The 13,812-nt window shown below is 60.4% G+C and carries 15 protein-coding genes and 1 riboswitch; of the genes, 6 read left to right on the top strand and 9 right to left on the bottom strand.

What is annotated here, in order from left to right; all coding sequences use genetic code 11:
- Positions 1-55: 55 nt before the first annotated feature.
- The 3 genes from yecR to AC3IUF_RS12185 form a co-directional block, all read right to left on the bottom strand.
- Positions 56-364, bottom strand: a complete 309-nt coding sequence (yecR, locus tag AC3IUF_RS12175) for a YecR family lipoprotein (protein WP_123374976.1) — start codon at positions 362-364, stop codon at positions 56-58.
- A gap of 32 nt (positions 365-396) precedes the next feature.
- A complete protein-coding gene (locus tag AC3IUF_RS12180; protein WP_095125682.1) occupies positions 397-711 on the bottom strand; it encodes a hypothetical protein in 315 nt (104 codons plus the stop codon).
- Positions 712-945: 234 nt separating this feature from the next.
- Complete coding sequence (locus AC3IUF_RS12185) at positions 946-1,365, bottom strand: hypothetical protein (protein WP_489281114.1); 420 nt, start codon at positions 1,363-1,365, stop codon at positions 946-948.
- On the opposite strand from AC3IUF_RS12185, the gene AC3IUF_RS12190 reads away from it, so the two are divergent.
- The gene (locus tag AC3IUF_RS12190) at positions 1,364-1,612 is read left to right on the top strand and encodes a hypothetical protein (RefSeq protein ID WP_489281115.1); all 249 of its coding nucleotides are present in this window, start codon (positions 1,364-1,366) and stop codon (positions 1,610-1,612) included. The genes AC3IUF_RS12185 and AC3IUF_RS12190 overlap by 2 nt on opposite strands.
- Before the next feature lie 570 nt (positions 1,613-2,182).
- On the opposite strand, the gene AC3IUF_RS12195 is transcribed toward AC3IUF_RS12190, so the two are convergent.
- Positions 2,183-3,355: a cystathionine gamma-synthase gene (locus AC3IUF_RS12195; RefSeq protein WP_141128681.1), complete on the bottom strand. Its 1,173-nt coding sequence runs from the start codon at positions 3,353-3,355 to the stop codon at positions 2,183-2,185.
- On the bottom strand, positions 3,352-4,728 hold the full coding sequence (locus tag AC3IUF_RS12200; RefSeq protein WP_095111476.1) for a pyridoxal-phosphate dependent enzyme: 1,377 nt from the start codon (positions 4,726-4,728) through the stop codon (positions 3,352-3,354). The genes AC3IUF_RS12195 and AC3IUF_RS12200 overlap by 4 nt, the downstream gene beginning before the upstream one ends.
- 422 nt (positions 4,729-5,150) lie before the next feature.
- Here AC3IUF_RS12200 and metE point away from each other — a divergent pair, with 422 nt between their 5' ends.
- Both metE and AC3IUF_RS12210 read left to right on the top strand, forming a co-directional pair.
- Positions 5,151-7,439, top strand: coding sequence for a 5-methyltetrahydropteroyltriglutamate--homocysteine S-methyltransferase (gene metE, locus AC3IUF_RS12205; protein WP_489281116.1), 2,289 nt, complete (start codon positions 5,151-5,153; stop codon positions 7,437-7,439).
- Between the two features lie 217 nt (positions 7,440-7,656).
- On the top strand, positions 7,657-8,208 hold the full coding sequence (locus AC3IUF_RS12210; protein ID WP_489281628.1) for a GNAT family N-acetyltransferase: 552 nt from the start codon (positions 7,657-7,659) through the stop codon (positions 8,206-8,208).
- On the opposite strand, the gene AC3IUF_RS12215 is transcribed toward AC3IUF_RS12210, so the two are convergent.
- From AC3IUF_RS12215 to AC3IUF_RS12230, 4 genes are all read right to left on the bottom strand, one after another.
- Positions 8,147-8,911, bottom strand: coding sequence for an ABC transporter ATP-binding protein (locus AC3IUF_RS12215; protein WP_414894001.1), 765 nt, complete (start codon positions 8,909-8,911; stop codon positions 8,147-8,149). The two genes, AC3IUF_RS12210 and AC3IUF_RS12215, sit on opposite strands and share 62 nt — an antisense overlap.
- Positions 8,908-9,912 carry a FecCD family ABC transporter permease gene (locus AC3IUF_RS12220; protein WP_176472269.1) on the bottom strand — a complete coding sequence of 335 codons (1,005 nt, stop codon included), beginning with the start codon at positions 9,910-9,912 and terminating at the stop codon, positions 8,908-8,910. Before AC3IUF_RS12220 ends, AC3IUF_RS12215 begins: the two co-directional genes overlap by 4 nt.
- 8 nt (positions 9,913-9,920) lie before the next feature.
- Positions 9,921-10,934, bottom strand: a complete 1,014-nt coding sequence (locus tag AC3IUF_RS12225; protein ID WP_489281117.1) for an ABC transporter substrate-binding protein — start codon at positions 10,932-10,934, stop codon at positions 9,921-9,923.
- 144 nt (positions 10,935-11,078) lie between these two features.
- Positions 11,079-11,272, bottom strand: a riboswitch (cobalamin riboswitch).
- A gap of 42 nt (positions 11,273-11,314) precedes the next feature.
- Positions 11,315-12,250 carry a Ppx/GppA family phosphatase gene (locus AC3IUF_RS12230; RefSeq protein WP_095111471.1) on the bottom strand — a complete coding sequence of 312 codons (936 nt, stop codon included), beginning with the start codon at positions 12,248-12,250 and terminating at the stop codon, positions 11,315-11,317.
- 8 nt (positions 12,251-12,258) lie between these two features.
- Here AC3IUF_RS12230 and AC3IUF_RS12235 point away from each other — a divergent pair, with 8 nt between their 5' ends.
- The 3 genes from AC3IUF_RS12235 (at position 12,259) to map (ending at position 13,675) form a co-directional block, all read left to right on the top strand.
- The gene (locus tag AC3IUF_RS12235; RefSeq protein WP_489281118.1) at positions 12,259-12,537 is read left to right on the top strand and encodes a hypothetical protein; all 279 of its coding nucleotides are present in this window, start codon (positions 12,259-12,261) and stop codon (positions 12,535-12,537) included.
- A 122-nt stretch (positions 12,538-12,659) separates the two neighbouring features.
- Positions 12,660-12,887 (top strand): ParD-like family protein, encoded by a 228-nt coding sequence (locus tag AC3IUF_RS12240; protein ID WP_007918027.1) that lies wholly within the window; start codon positions 12,660-12,662, stop codon positions 12,885-12,887.
- The gene (gene map / locus AC3IUF_RS12245; RefSeq protein ID WP_123374982.1) at positions 12,884-13,675 is read left to right on the top strand and encodes a type I methionyl aminopeptidase; all 792 of its coding nucleotides are present in this window, start codon (positions 12,884-12,886) and stop codon (positions 13,673-13,675) included. Before AC3IUF_RS12240 ends, map begins: the two co-directional genes overlap by 4 nt.
- Positions 13,676-13,812 lie beyond the last annotated feature (137 nt).

Raw genomic sequence — 13,812 nt, forward strand, 5'->3', positions numbered from 1 at the left:
AAGATCAAAAGATCGCAGCCTCGTTGCACTCGACAGCTCCTACAGGGTCAAGCGTCTAGCGTTTGCACAGGTAATCCTGGGTGATGGTGGTTTGCAGGCAGTTGTATTGGCCCATGGTGCGGCAGATGTTTTTCTCCGAGCCGGTCACTTCGGCGTTCTTGTAGCCCCAGGTCTTGCAGCGTTGTGCGGCGACGGTCAGGCCTTGTTCGGCGCTGGTCTGGCCGCTTTCGAATTGGCCCAGTTCATAGGAGACCTGGACGATGCCATCGTTTTTGCTGCCGCCAGTGGCTTCCCATTGTTTTGGCGTGGCGCAACCAGTGAGGAAAAGGGCGCTGAGGGTGAGTGTCGCGATCAAGATTTTCATGAGCAAACGGAGTCCTTTACCGGGCGGAGAAGTTATTGCAGCGGGATTGGCGAGGCGCCTTTCGGCAGGCACGACAGCGGCGGCGACATCATGCCCATGCTGGCCACGGCGATGATTACGCCGCTGGGCAATTCACAGTTGTATTCCCCGGCCGGGGTGTACGCGGTGTAGTAGGTGAGGGTGCTGTCGTTGCGGATGTTGTCGATTTTCGACACCGGTTTACCGATCACCGTCTGAGCGCGTTCTTTCATGCTCGCTTCAGTCGGTTTCACGGTCTGGCAGCCGGCCACGCTGAGCAGCACGGCACCGAATACGGCGATTTTGGTAAGGTTTGCATGGAGTTTCATGGTGTTTCTTCCTTGGTGTTGTTCTGATTTCCAGGCACAACGATCCCGCACGCTGCGAACTGGCAACGTTGAGGAACATCGGGGGTTGCGGGGGAATATAACGCCAGCTGACAGGCCGGTCGATTAGCACAAATGTGCTAGTGCGGCGCTCAACAGGCAGCTCGCTAAAACCGCCTGTTGCGCCGAAGGAGGATTACTGGGGACTGTTGAACTGGTCGGAATAACTGCCGGTCATCAGTGCGGAGGCGACGCGATCAGAACCAACGCCGACACGCGAATAGGCAACCCGATTGACGCCGGTGCGATCGGCGCCATCTGCCGCCAATGCGCCCGCACCGACATGATCGGCACCATCAGAAGCGACTGCGCCCGCGCCAACATGATCGGCACCATCAGAAGCGACCGCACCCGCGCCAACATGATCGGCGCCATCAGAAGCGACCGCGCCTGCACCGACATGATCGGCGCCATCAGAAGCGACTGCGCCCGCCCCGACATGATCGGCACCATCAGAAGCGACTGCGCCCGCCCCGACATGATCGGCACCATCAGAAGCGACTGCGCCTGCACCGACATGATCGGCGCCATCAGAAGCGACCGCACCCGCGCCGACATGATCAGCACCATCAGAAGCCACGGCGCCTGCACCGACATGATCAGCACCGTCGGAAGCTACCGCGCCAGCGCCGACATGATCGGCGCCGTCGGAAGCTACCGCGCCAGCGCCGACATGATCGGCGCCGTCGGAAGCCACCGCACCTGCACCGACATGATCGGCACCATCAGAAGCCACCGCTCCGGCCCCGACATGATCCGATCCATCGGAAGCCAACGCCTGCGGTTGTGCAGCCCAGACATTGGGCACCACCACGGTCGCCACGACCGCCAGAAGCACGCCTGACAACAGCTTGTGTTTCATAGTTTTCTCCATGACCCGGCAGCCACAAAGCGATAAGGCATCGTCCGCCGCTTGTTCGCTGGCGTTATGACTCATTGGCCTGGGTCAGTCTGGTGGGCGAAAGGCACGGGCACACCGTCAGGCGTGCGGGTGTCGACAGAATCATGATCGAACTGATTGAGTATAGATCGCGATAGCGAGGCGGTACGGCGGGGGGATCGGCGGCCTTTAGGCGCTTATCTTCCTGCCCGTTTTGAGCAAAGCTCAAATCAGTCTAAAAACTCTGATTCAAGTCTACGAGGCTTTGCTAGGCTCAAAGGTGTAGGCGAAGACGCAGACTGATGCGCAATCGGATAGCAAGGGGGCGTGGGGCGCGCTCCGAAAGGTACACGGTTAGAAAGATCTCCGCGCTGAGATCCAGCCCTTATGCCGTGTGAAGCAGCCGAGGCACTAACTTTCAATTTGACCCGGTACTGTGGGAAGCCCGATAAACCTTGTAAGCCAGAGACCAGCACTGGCCGCCTACTCGAACACCAAAGCCCGCTTCGTGCGGGCTTTGTCGTTCTTGCCAGGTCAGATCGATTGCAGCGCTTGCGCCAGGTCGGCGCGCAGGTCTTCAACGTCTTCAACGCCCACCGACAGACGCACCAGGCCATCGCCAATCCCCAGTTTTGCGCGGGTATCAGCCGGAATGGTTGCGTGGGTCATGATCGCCGGGTGCTCGATCAGGCTTTCCACGCCGCCGAGACTTTCCGCGAGGGCGAAGATCTTCACGTTCTCAAGGAAACGGCGTGCACCGTCCAGATCACTGTTCAGGTCGACGGAAATCATCCCGCCGAAACCGCGCATCTGGCGCTTGGCCAACTCATGCTGCGGATGTGACTCAAGACCCGGATAGTAGACGCGTTTAACCTGCGGCTGCTGCTCCAGCCACTGCGCCAGGTCCAGCGCATTGCTGCAATGACGCTCCATGCGCAGCGCCAGCGTCTTCACCCCGCGCAGGGTCAGAAACGCATCGAACGGCCCGGCAATCGCACCGACCGCGTTCTGCAAGAAGCCCAGCTTCTCGGCCAGTTCCTGGTTCTGGCCGACCACGGCGATCCCACCGATCACATCGGAGTGGCCGTTCAAATACTTGGTGGTCGAGTGCAGCACGATGTCGAAACCCAACTCCAGCGGCCGCTGAATATATGGGCTGGCAAAGGTGTTATCGGCCACGCTGATGATCCCGCGTGCACGGCAGATACGGGCGATAGCGGCGAGGTCCGACAGGCTCAGCAGCGGGTTGGTCGGTGACTCGACAATCACCAGGCGTGTGTCGTCCTGCAGCGCCGCTTCGAACGCCGCCAGGTCAGTCAGATCGACGTAGCTGAAACGGTGTCCGGCACTGCGCTGACGGACCTTGTCGAACAGGCGGAACGTGCCGCCGTACAAGTCATTGCCGGAGATGACGTGCGAACCGGCATCGATCAGTTCGAGCACCGTGGAAATCGTTGCCAGCCCGGAAGCAAAGGCAAACGCCTGGGTGCCGCCTTCCAGGTCTGCCACGCAGCGTTCCAGGGCAAAACGCGTCGGGTTGTGCGAGCGGCCGTAATCGAAACCCTTGTGCACGCCGGGGCTGTCTTGCAGGTACGTGGAGTTGGCGTAGATCGGCGGCATCAGCGCGCCGGTGGTCGGGTCCGGCGTCTGCCCGGCGTGGATCACCCGGGTCGCGAAGCCTTGGGATTTATCGTCGTGCTGACTCATGCGAGGGATCTCCGTAATTGGTTGAGCATGTCGGTGCGAGTGATCAGGCCATGGAAGCCCGATGCATCGGCAATGATCGCGACGAGGCCACGGCTGAGCACCGTTTCCAGCTCGGCAAGGCTGGCGCCAGGGGCAAGGGTTTGCAGTTTGTCGGTCATCACGCTGGAGACGGATTGGCTGAAGCGCGCGGCGTCTTCGTGCACCGCCAGCAGGATGTCGGATTCGTCGATCACACCGACCAGTTGCTTGCCTTCCACCAGCACCGGCAATTGCGAAACATCGGCCAGGCGCATGCGCTGGAACGCGGTCAGCAGGGTGTCGTCAGGGCCGACGCTGATCACGCGGCCGTCCTCGAAGCGGCGGGCAATCAGGTCGCGCAGGTCGCCGTAGCCTTTGCGCTGCAACAGGCCTTGGTCGGTCATCCACTGGTCGTTGTAGACCTTCGACAGATAACGCGTGCCGGTGTCGCAGACGAAACTCACCACGCGTTTCGGCTCGGTCTGTTCGCGGCAATAACGCAATGCGGCGGCGAGCAGGGTGCCGGTCGAGGAGCCGCCGAGAATGCCTTCGGCCTTGAGCAACTGACGGGCGTGGTCGAAGCTTTCTTCATCGCTGATCGAGTAGGCGTGGCGCACGCTGGAGAGGTCGGTGATCGACGGAATAAAGTCTTCGCCGATGCCTTCCACCGCCCAAGAGCCGGGCGTCGGCAGCGAACCGTCACGGCTGTATTGCGCCATCACCGAACCGACCGGGTCGGCGAGGACCATTTCCAGATCCGGCTGCACGCGTTTGAAGAAGCGGCTCAGGCCGGTCAGCGTGCCGGCCGAGCCGACACCGACGACGATGGCATCCAGATCATGTTCAGTCTGCGCCCAGATCTCCGGCGCGGTGCTGCATTCGTGGGCCAACGGGTTGGCCGGGTTGTTGAACTGGTCGGCGAAAAACGCGCCGGGAATGTCTTTTGCCAAACGGGCGGCGACGTCCTGGTAATACTCGGGATGACCCTTGCCGACATCGGAGCGGGTGATGTGCACTTCGGCACCCATGGCCTTCAAGTGCAGGACTTTCTCGGTGGACATTTTGTCCGGTACCACCAGCACCACGCGATAGCCTTTGGCGCGGCCTACCAGGGCCAGACCCAGGCCGGTGTTGCCGGCGGTGGCTTCGACGATGGTGCCGCCGGGTTGCAGACGACCATCACGCTCGGCGGCGTCGATCATCGCCAGACCGATGCGATCCTTGATCGAACCCCCAGGGTTCTGCGATTCAAGTTTGAGAAACAGTGTGCACGGCCCGGTATCAAAGCGGGTGACCTGCACAAGCGGAGTGTTGCCTATCAGCCCAAGTACGGCAGGGCGTGATTCCTTTGACATTTCTTCACCTCTTGGTGGTGTTGATCGCGTTCCAATCGCGGGGAAAAGACTCGCGTGCAACATAGGCTCAGACATCAGCTGTCGCAACCTTTAGTCGGTCGCCAATTCAGCCATTTCGATCTAACGATAGATCGAAATCAAAGACCTGCCGGGGCGGGTTCGAGAGCGTTTACACAGAGGCGTCATCGAGTTTTCAAAGGGCGTCTTCATGGCGACGAACAGCTTGAATTGCCGACAAGTTTCCCGCCGCAAAAAACGCTCAGCCGTGCCAAACGCTCTCACCTCGGAGTGTTTTCAGGAGACAGACTGCGATCATTTGATCATGAGGGAAACTTGTGTTGATCAAGATTAAATTGAGTTTGTCTCACTAGCGACCACTGCCGACAATGGCCGCCATCAACAGAACACTGGAGTTGTTTGTTATGGCACTGGCCCATTCCCTTGGATTTCCGCGCATCGGTCGCGACCGCGAACTGAAGAAAGCGCAAGAGGCGTTCTGGAAAGGAGAACTGAACGAGGCAGGCCTGCGTGAAGTCGGTCGCGAGCTGCGCAAGGCCCACTGGGACTTGCAGAAAAACGCTGGCATCGAATTGCTGCCGGTCGGCGATTTCGCTTGGTACGACCAGGTGCTGACGCACTCGCTGATGTTCGGTGTGATCCCTGAGCGCTTCCGCCCGCACGATGGCAAAGCCAATCTGCACACCCTGTTCGCCATGGCCCGTGGCGTCAGCGACAGTTGCTGCGGCGGGGCGCACGCCCAGGAAATGACCAAGTGGTTCGACACCAACTACCACTACCTCGTCCCGGAATTCAGCGCGGATCAACAGTTCCAGTTGGGTTGGGATCAGTTGTTTGAAGAAGTCGAAGAAGCCCGTGCGCTGGGCCACAACGTCAAACCGGTGATCATCGGCCCGTTGACGTATCTGTGGCTGGGCAAGGCCAAGGGCGCCGAATTCGACAAGCTGGAATTGCTTGATCGCTTGCTGCCGTTGTATGGGCAGATCTTCGCGCGCCTCGCTGCTCAAGGTGTCGAGTGGGTACAAATCGACGAACCGATTCTGGTACTCGACCTACCGCAGGAATGGAAGAACGCGTTCGAGCGTGCCTACAACCAGATTCAGCGTGATCCGCTGAAAAAACTGCTCGCCACGTACTTCGGTGGTCTGGAAGAAAACCTCGGTCTGGCGGCGAACCTGCCGGTCGACGGTCTGCACATCGATCTGGTGCGCGCCCCGGAGCAGTATCCGACCATTCTCGATCGTCTGCCGGCCTACAAAGTGTTGTCCCTGGGCGTGGTCAACGGGCGTAACGTCTGGCGTTGCGATCTGGAAAACGCCTTGGCGACGTTGCGCCATGCCCATGAGCGTTTGGGTGATCGCTTGTGGGTGGCGCCGTCCTGCTCGCTGCTGCACAGCCCGGTGGATCTGGGCCGCGAAGAAAAAATCGATGCCGAGTTGAAAAGCTGGCTGGCTTTCGCTGTGCAGAAGTGCGAAGAAGTCGCGGTTCTGGCTCAAGCGGTCAACGCGCCGGAAGCGCCGAAAGTGCTGCGCGTACTGACCGAAAGCCGTTCGGTGCAGGTTGCGCGTGCCGCTTCGCCGCGCATTCACAAACCGGCTGTTCAGGCCCGTGTCACCGCGATTACGGCCAAGGACAGCCAGCGTCAGTCGCTGTTTCCCCAGCGCATCGCCAAGCAGCGTGCCGGTCTGGATCTGCCGCTGTTCCCGACCACGACGATCGGTTCTTTCCCGCAAACCGCGTCAATCCGCCTCGCTCGCCAGTCGTTCAAACAAGGCAAGCTGACCGAAGCCGAATACACCGAAGCCATGCACAGCGAAATTCGCCACGCGGTGGAAATCCAGGAACGTCTGGGCCTCGATGTGCTGGTACACGGTGAAGCCGAGCGCAACGACATGGTCGAGTACTTCGCCGAGCAACTCGACGGCTACGTATTCACCCGGTTTGGCTGGGTGCAGAGTTACGGTTCGCGCTGTGTGAAACCGGCAGTGATCTTCGGCGACCTCAGCCGCCCGAAAGCCATGACCGTGGAGTGGATCCGCTACGCTCAAGGCCTGACCGACAAGGTCATGAAAGGCATGCTGACCGGGCCGGTGACCATGCTGATGTGGTCGTTCCCGCGTGAAGACGTCAGCCGTGAAGTGCAGGCGCGGCAACTGGCGCTGGCGATTCGTGATGAAGTGGTGGATCTGGAAGCCGCCGGCATCAAGATCGTGCAGATCGATGAGGCGGCGTTCCGTGAAGGTCTGCCGTTGCGTCAGGCGCAGTGGCAGCATTATCTGGACTGGGCGACTGAGGTGTTTCGTTTGTGTGCTTCCGGTGTGCGCGACGAAACGCAGATCCACACGCACATGTGCTACAGCGAGTTCAACGATGTGATCGAGTCCATCGCGGCGATGGATGCCGACGTGATCACCATCGAAACCTCACGTTCCGACATGGAGTTACTGGAGGCCTTCGAAGCGTTCGCTTACCCGAACGACATCGGCCCGGGCGTCTACGACATCCACTCGCCACGCATTCCGGATGCTTCGGAAATGGCTAATCTGCTGCGCAAGGCTGCCAAGCGTATTCCGGCCGAGCGGCTATGGGTCAACCCGGACTGCGGCCTGAAAACCCGTGGCTGGCCGGAGACGGAAGCGGCGCTGGTGCATATGGTCACCGCCGCCCGGCAATTGCGTAAAGAGCTGGCCTGACACCTTAACCACCTGAATAAACACAACCCCTTGTAGGAGTGAGCCTGCTTGCGATAGCGGTGTGTCAGTCAAATCATCGGTGATTGACACACCGCTATCGCGAGCAGGCTCACTCCTACAGGGGTTGTGTATGTATTTTCAGAAACGGGAATTCTCATGGCATCGCCGAAAAGCTGTTGCTACTGTGCCCAGCCGCATCCTAGGTATTTGCCGCTACATGAGTGATCAACCCGTTATCCAAACCGTGTCCGACGCAGACATTCCCGAGGTGCTGGATTTTGTTCTAAGCGCCCGCGCCGAGCTTTTCCCCAAGCTCAGCGCGACCGGCATGCCCGACGATCTGGCGCGGTTTGCCGAGGTTTATCTGCGTGGGGCAGGGCGCTTTCTGATCGCTCGTCACGAAGGGCAGATTGTCGCCTCAATCGGCTATCTCCCTTACGACCGACGCTTCCCGCACTTGCTCTATCCGGACCTTAAAGTGGTGGAAATCGTCCGTCTGTTTGTCCTGCCATCACAGCGCCGCTCAGGCCTGGCCGGTGCGCTGTATCGATCACTCAAAGACCTGGCACTCGCCGACGGAGTTGAAGTGATCTACCTGCATACTCATCCATTTCTGCCGGGCGCCATCGCGTTCTGGCAGCGCCAAGGCTTCGAGATTATCGATGTCGACGCTGACCCGGTCTGGCAAACAACCCACATGCACAATCTCATGAGTGAAACCGGAGAATCTGCGCCCCATCGAACGGGTCCGTCAGGTAATGCGCCCTGACCCCGAAAGTGTCCTGTAACCGCTGCGGTGTCAGCACTTCCAGCGGCGCGCCCAACGCCACCAGCCGCCCGCGCTCCAGCACCGCCAGACGATCACACTTCAACGCCTGATTAAGATCATGCAGCGCGATCAACGTGGTCACCGGCAACGCCTGCACCACGTTGAGAATGGTCAGTTGATGCTGAATGTCGAGGTGGTTGGCCGGCTCGTCCAGCAACAGAATCTGCGGTCGCTGCGCCAGGGCGCGAGCGATATGCACTCGCTGCCGCTCACCACCCGACAGGCTGCGCCAGAGACGCGTGCGCAGGTGCGTCGCGTCAACGTCGGTGAGCGCCTGCTCGACGATGGCATCGTCCGCCGCCGACCACGGTTGCAGTGCCGACAACCACGGCGTGCGCCCCAACGCTACGGCATCGAACACGCGAATGCCGTCGTCGGTGTCGGCCTGTTGTTCGACCACCGCCAGCTTCTGCGCAATGCTGCGCCGGGCCATTTTGCCCAAGCGCTGACCTTCGAGCAGCACCTCGCCGGCGCTCGGTTCACGCAGCCCGGCCAGCAACTTCAACAGGGTGGATTTGCCCGAGCCATTTGGCCCGACGATACCCAAGGTTTCGCCGCGCCGGACGTCAAGGCTGACACCGTTGAGCAACTCGGCGCCGCGTACCTTGAAGCTCAGACCAGAACAACTCAGAACACTGTTCATCGCGCGGACCTGCGGCCAACCAGAATCAAGGCGAACACCGGCGCACCGACCAGCGCGGTAATCACCCCGACCGGAATCACCTGACCCTTGATCAGCGTGCGCGACAGCACATCAGCAGCAATCAAAAACACCGCACCGCCCAAGGCACTGGCCGGCAGCAATCGCGCATGACCCGTACCGAGCAACAGCCGCGCGGCGTGGGGAATCACCAGCCCGACAAAGCCGATTGAACCGACAATCGACACCATCACCGCCGTCACCAGCGCCGCACAACCAATCAGCAAAATCTGCACCCGTCGCACCGGAATACCGAGGGATGCCGCCGAATCCGCGCCAAAGGTAAACGCATCCAGCGCCCGCCGATGCCACAGGCACACGACCAGTCCCAGCACGGCAACCGGCACTGCCAGCCATACCGATGGCCAGCGCACGCCACCGAGATTGCCCAGCAGCCAGAACATGATGCCGCGCGCCTGTTCGGAGCTGGCCGAACGAGTAATCAGAAACGCCGTCAGGGCATTGAATAACTGCGAACCGGCGATCCCGGCAAGAATGATCTGCCCGGTGCCGCTGGCCGAACCGCTGACTCGCGCCAGCAGAATCACCAGCACGAACGCCGTGACCGCGCCGGCGAAGGCACCGACTGACAATGAGATCATCCCCGCGCCAACGCCAAGCAGCGCGACCATCACCGCCCCGGTCGAGGCGCCGGCAGAAATCCCCAGCAAGTAGGGATCGGCCAGCGGATTACGCAGCAGCGACTGCAAAATCACCCCGCACGTCGCCAGACCGGCACCGCACGCGGCTGCGACCAGTGCGCGGGTCAGGCGGTAGTTCCAGACGATGCCTTCATCGATAGGATCCAGCGCGTATCCGGCGCCCCACAATTTGTTCGCCAGCACTTGCACGACCACACCCGGTTCAATCGAGGTTTCACCGATGGCCACGCCCGCAACCACTGCAATCAACAGCGTCGCCAGGGCCAGCAACGTACGGATCAGGCTGGCACTCATTGCGACAGGTCATAGCCGTTGATGGCCGTGGCCAGTTGCTCGATGCCGTCGAACATGCGCAAGCTCGCCTGCATGGCCATGGCGTCGAGAATGATGATGCGGTTGTGTTTCACCGCGTCCATGTTGCGTGTCACCGGATCGCTGCGCAGGAAGGCGAGTTTCTTTTCATAGTCGTCAGCGGGGAAGCGTCGACGATCCATGCGCGCGATCACGAGGAAGGTCGGATTGGCTTTGGCGATGGTTTCCCAGCCGACCGTTGGCCACTCTTCATCGGACGCCACCACGTTGCGCACGCCGAGGGTGCTGAGCATGAAATCGGGAATGCCTTTGTGTCCGGCCACAAATGGCTCGATGTCCATTTGTGCACTGGAGAACCACACCAGCGCGCTGGCATCCTTCAGTTGTTTACCTTGGGCGGTGGCAATCGACTTGGCGAGGCTGGCCTTGAGTTCGTCGTTGAGCCGCTGGCCACGCTCCTGCACATCAAAGATTTGCGCCAGTTGGCTCACGCTTTTGTAAATCGTCTCGATGCGAAACGGCGCCAGTCGCGTGCCATCGGCGCCGACGAGGTTGTCCTTGGCTTCGCAATCGGAAGGCAGCAGGTAGGTCGGAATCTTCAATTCATGAAATTGCTCACGGGTGCCGACCGCGCCTTGCGGGCCGACCATCCATTCCAGCTCCACGGCGACCAGTTCCGGGCGCTTGCCGATCACCGATTCGAAACTCGGTTCGTTATCGGCCAGACGCTCGATCTTGTCATTCTGTGTCTTGTATTTATTCAGCACGTTGTTGAACCACAACGAGGTGCCGACGACTTTGTCGCCCAGGCCCATGGCGTAGAGCATTTCCGTGCCGGCCTGGCCGATGGTCACGGTGCGCGTCGGTGCGTGTTGGAAATTGAGGGTGCTGCCGCAGTTTTCGATCGTCAGCGGATAGACCGTCGGTGCCGCTTGCGCCATGGCGCCAAGGCTCAGGCCGGTGATGAGGGTGGCGATGCGGGGCAGCAGCATGGGGCAGTCTCCAGGGGAACCGTACGGGGAGCGGGAGAGTACGGATCGGAAACACACCATCGAACGCGGTCAGGGAAACTGCGCAAGGCCGGTCATCAAAAGAAGAAGTACACGGCACGATGTCCTTCCCGGACACCCCGCCGGTTAGTAATCACTGTGCCGGCAGGTCTCCTGACTGATGCGTCATCGCCTGGCTCCGGCCTTCCCGGGATTCACCCAGTGGCAGTCGTGGAGCAGGCTCGGCACCTACAGTTGCGGGGGCAGTTCCGGTCAATGCTGTGCAAGCACCCCGGATTCCCTATTAGTCCCGTTCGGGAACCAGCGGCGGCATGGTAGTCGATCAAGCCGCTGAAGGGGAGACGAATCTGTCGTGGCGAGGATTAGTGCTGGCTCATCAAACCGTGCAAGACGCCTAAACGCAGGCCCGGTTCGGAGGGCAGCATTTGCGCGATGCCGAACACTTTGAACGCCGCCAGCATCAACACCAGACCGCCGGGCAGAATGCTCTGGCGATGGGGTTGCAGGCCGGCGAGCTTGAGCTGTTGCACGTTGTTCACTTTCAGCAGAAGTAACGACAGGCGCAGCAGTCCGCCGTAGGTGATGCCGTCCTGGCCGAAGTCGTTGAGGCGATTGGCCTTGAGCACTTTGGCCAGCATGCGCGCAGTGCCGGAAGAGCCGATGGTCTGCTGCCAGCCTTGCGCGCGATAGCGCTTGGCGACGTGTTCAAACTGCAGGATGGCGAAGCGTTCGGCCTCCTGTAGCGCGCCGGCGGACACATCGCCGCCGCGAAAGAATCGCGTGCTCAAGGTGCCGCTGCCGATGGCGATGCTTTCGGTTAACAAGGGTTGTGAGCCCTGGCCGAGGATCAGCTCGGTGGAGCCTCCGCCGATGTCGACCACCAGGCGCAGGTCGTCGGCGCTGGGCAAGGCGTGAGTTACGCCGGCGTAGACCAGCCGCGCCTCTTCATGGCCGCAAATGACGTCGATGGGAAAGCCCAGATGCCGCTCGGCACTGGCCAGAAACAGCTGCGCGTTATCCGCTTCACGCACCGCACTGGTCGCCACCGCACGCACCCGGCCGGCCTCGAAACCGCGCAGTTTCTTGCCGAATCGCGCCAATGCCTGCCAGCCGCGATCCAGTGCCAGTGCGTCCAGCGCACCGCCATCAAAGCCTTCGGCAAGCCGCACCGGTTCACGCAGGGTTTTCACTTCCTGAATCTGCAGGCCCTTTCGACTGCGCACCGACTGGCCGATCATCAGGCGAAAGGCATTCGAACCCAGGTCGATGGCGGCAAACAGCGAGGCGTCGTCTTTCATGGGAATCCTTGCAGAGCATCCGTCGCGAGGCTCAAGACGGTTTGCGAGGATTCTGCCGTGATCTTGATGACATCCTGATGACGGGGCAGGGGCGGTTGAATGAATTTGCGGCTGTCATGACACTGTCATTATCCGGCGTCTATGCTGCGGCCAATACATCGCGTGTTCTTAAAGTTTTTGCTGCCGAATTTGGCAGCTTTTTTTTGCCCGCGATTTGGCAATGCCGCGAACTGATCGTTCCCACGCTCCGCGTGGTAATGCCTCTAGGGACGCTCCGCGTCCAGTGACGCGGAGCGTCACGGGCTGCATTCCCACGCAGGAGCGTGGGAACGATCAGCGTGTGTGTTTGCAATTTTGGTGGATGCTTGGCTAATATACGATCCATATACACATCGTATCGGATTCATATATGGGCATCGTAAAGATTTCAGAGGACATGCACGAGAACCTGCGCATCTCCAGCAATGCGCTCAGCCGCTCGATCAACGCGCAGGCCGAGCACTGGATGCGCATCGGCATGCTCGCCGAACTGCACCCCAACCTCGACCACAGCGCCATTTGCCGCTTGCTGATCCGCGCCGAACAGAACGGCGGGCTGGATCTGCAACAACTGACTCAGGAAGCCGTCAGCGCATGAGAAACCAGATCAAGATCAACACCCCGGCCGACATCGCGCAATCGCGTGCTGCCGGCAAACTCGCCGCCGAGGTACTGGCAATGCTGGTGCCGCACGTCAAGGCCGGCGTCACCACAGATCAGCTCGATCAACTGTGCAACGACTACATCGTCAACGTGCAGAAAGCCGTGCCAGCCAACGTCGGTTATCACGGCTTCCCGAAAACCGTCTGCGCCTCGGTCAACGATGTGGTCTGCCACGGCATCCCGTCGGGCACACCTCTGAAGGATGGCGACATCGTCAACCTCGACATCGCGGTGATCAAGGACGGCTGGTTCGGTGATACCAGCCGCATGTACGTGGTCGGTGAGGCGACGCCTGAGGCGCAGCACCTGATCAAGACCACTTACGAGGCGATGTGCGCGGGTATTCGTGTGGTGAAACCTGGCGCCACGTTGGGCGACATCGGCCACGCGATCCAGACGCTGGCGGAGAAGGAAGGTTTCAGCGTAGTGCGCGAATATTGTGGGCACGGCATCGGCAAGATTTACCATGACGAGCCGCAGATTTTGCATTACGGCTTTCCCAATCAAGGCATGAAGCTCAAGGCCGGGATGATTTTCACTGTCGAGCCGATGCTCAATGCCGGCAAGCGCCATGTGAAGAACATGCCGGATGGCTGGACGGTGCTGACCAAGGATGGCTCGTTGTCGGCGCAATGGGAGCACATGGTTGCGGTGACGGAGACGGGGTTCGAAATCCTCACGGCCTGGCCGGACGAAATCGAAGGCTATTCCCCGATCACCTAAACACCATAAATCACCTGTGGGAGCGAGCTTGCTCGCGAAGAGGCCGTGTCAGTCAACATCAACATTGAATGACACAGCGCATTCGCGAGCAGGCTCGCTCCCACAGTTGGAATGCATTCCTGTAGGAGCTGTCGAGT

Source organism: Pseudomonas sp. KH_040, assembly GCF_057839305.1.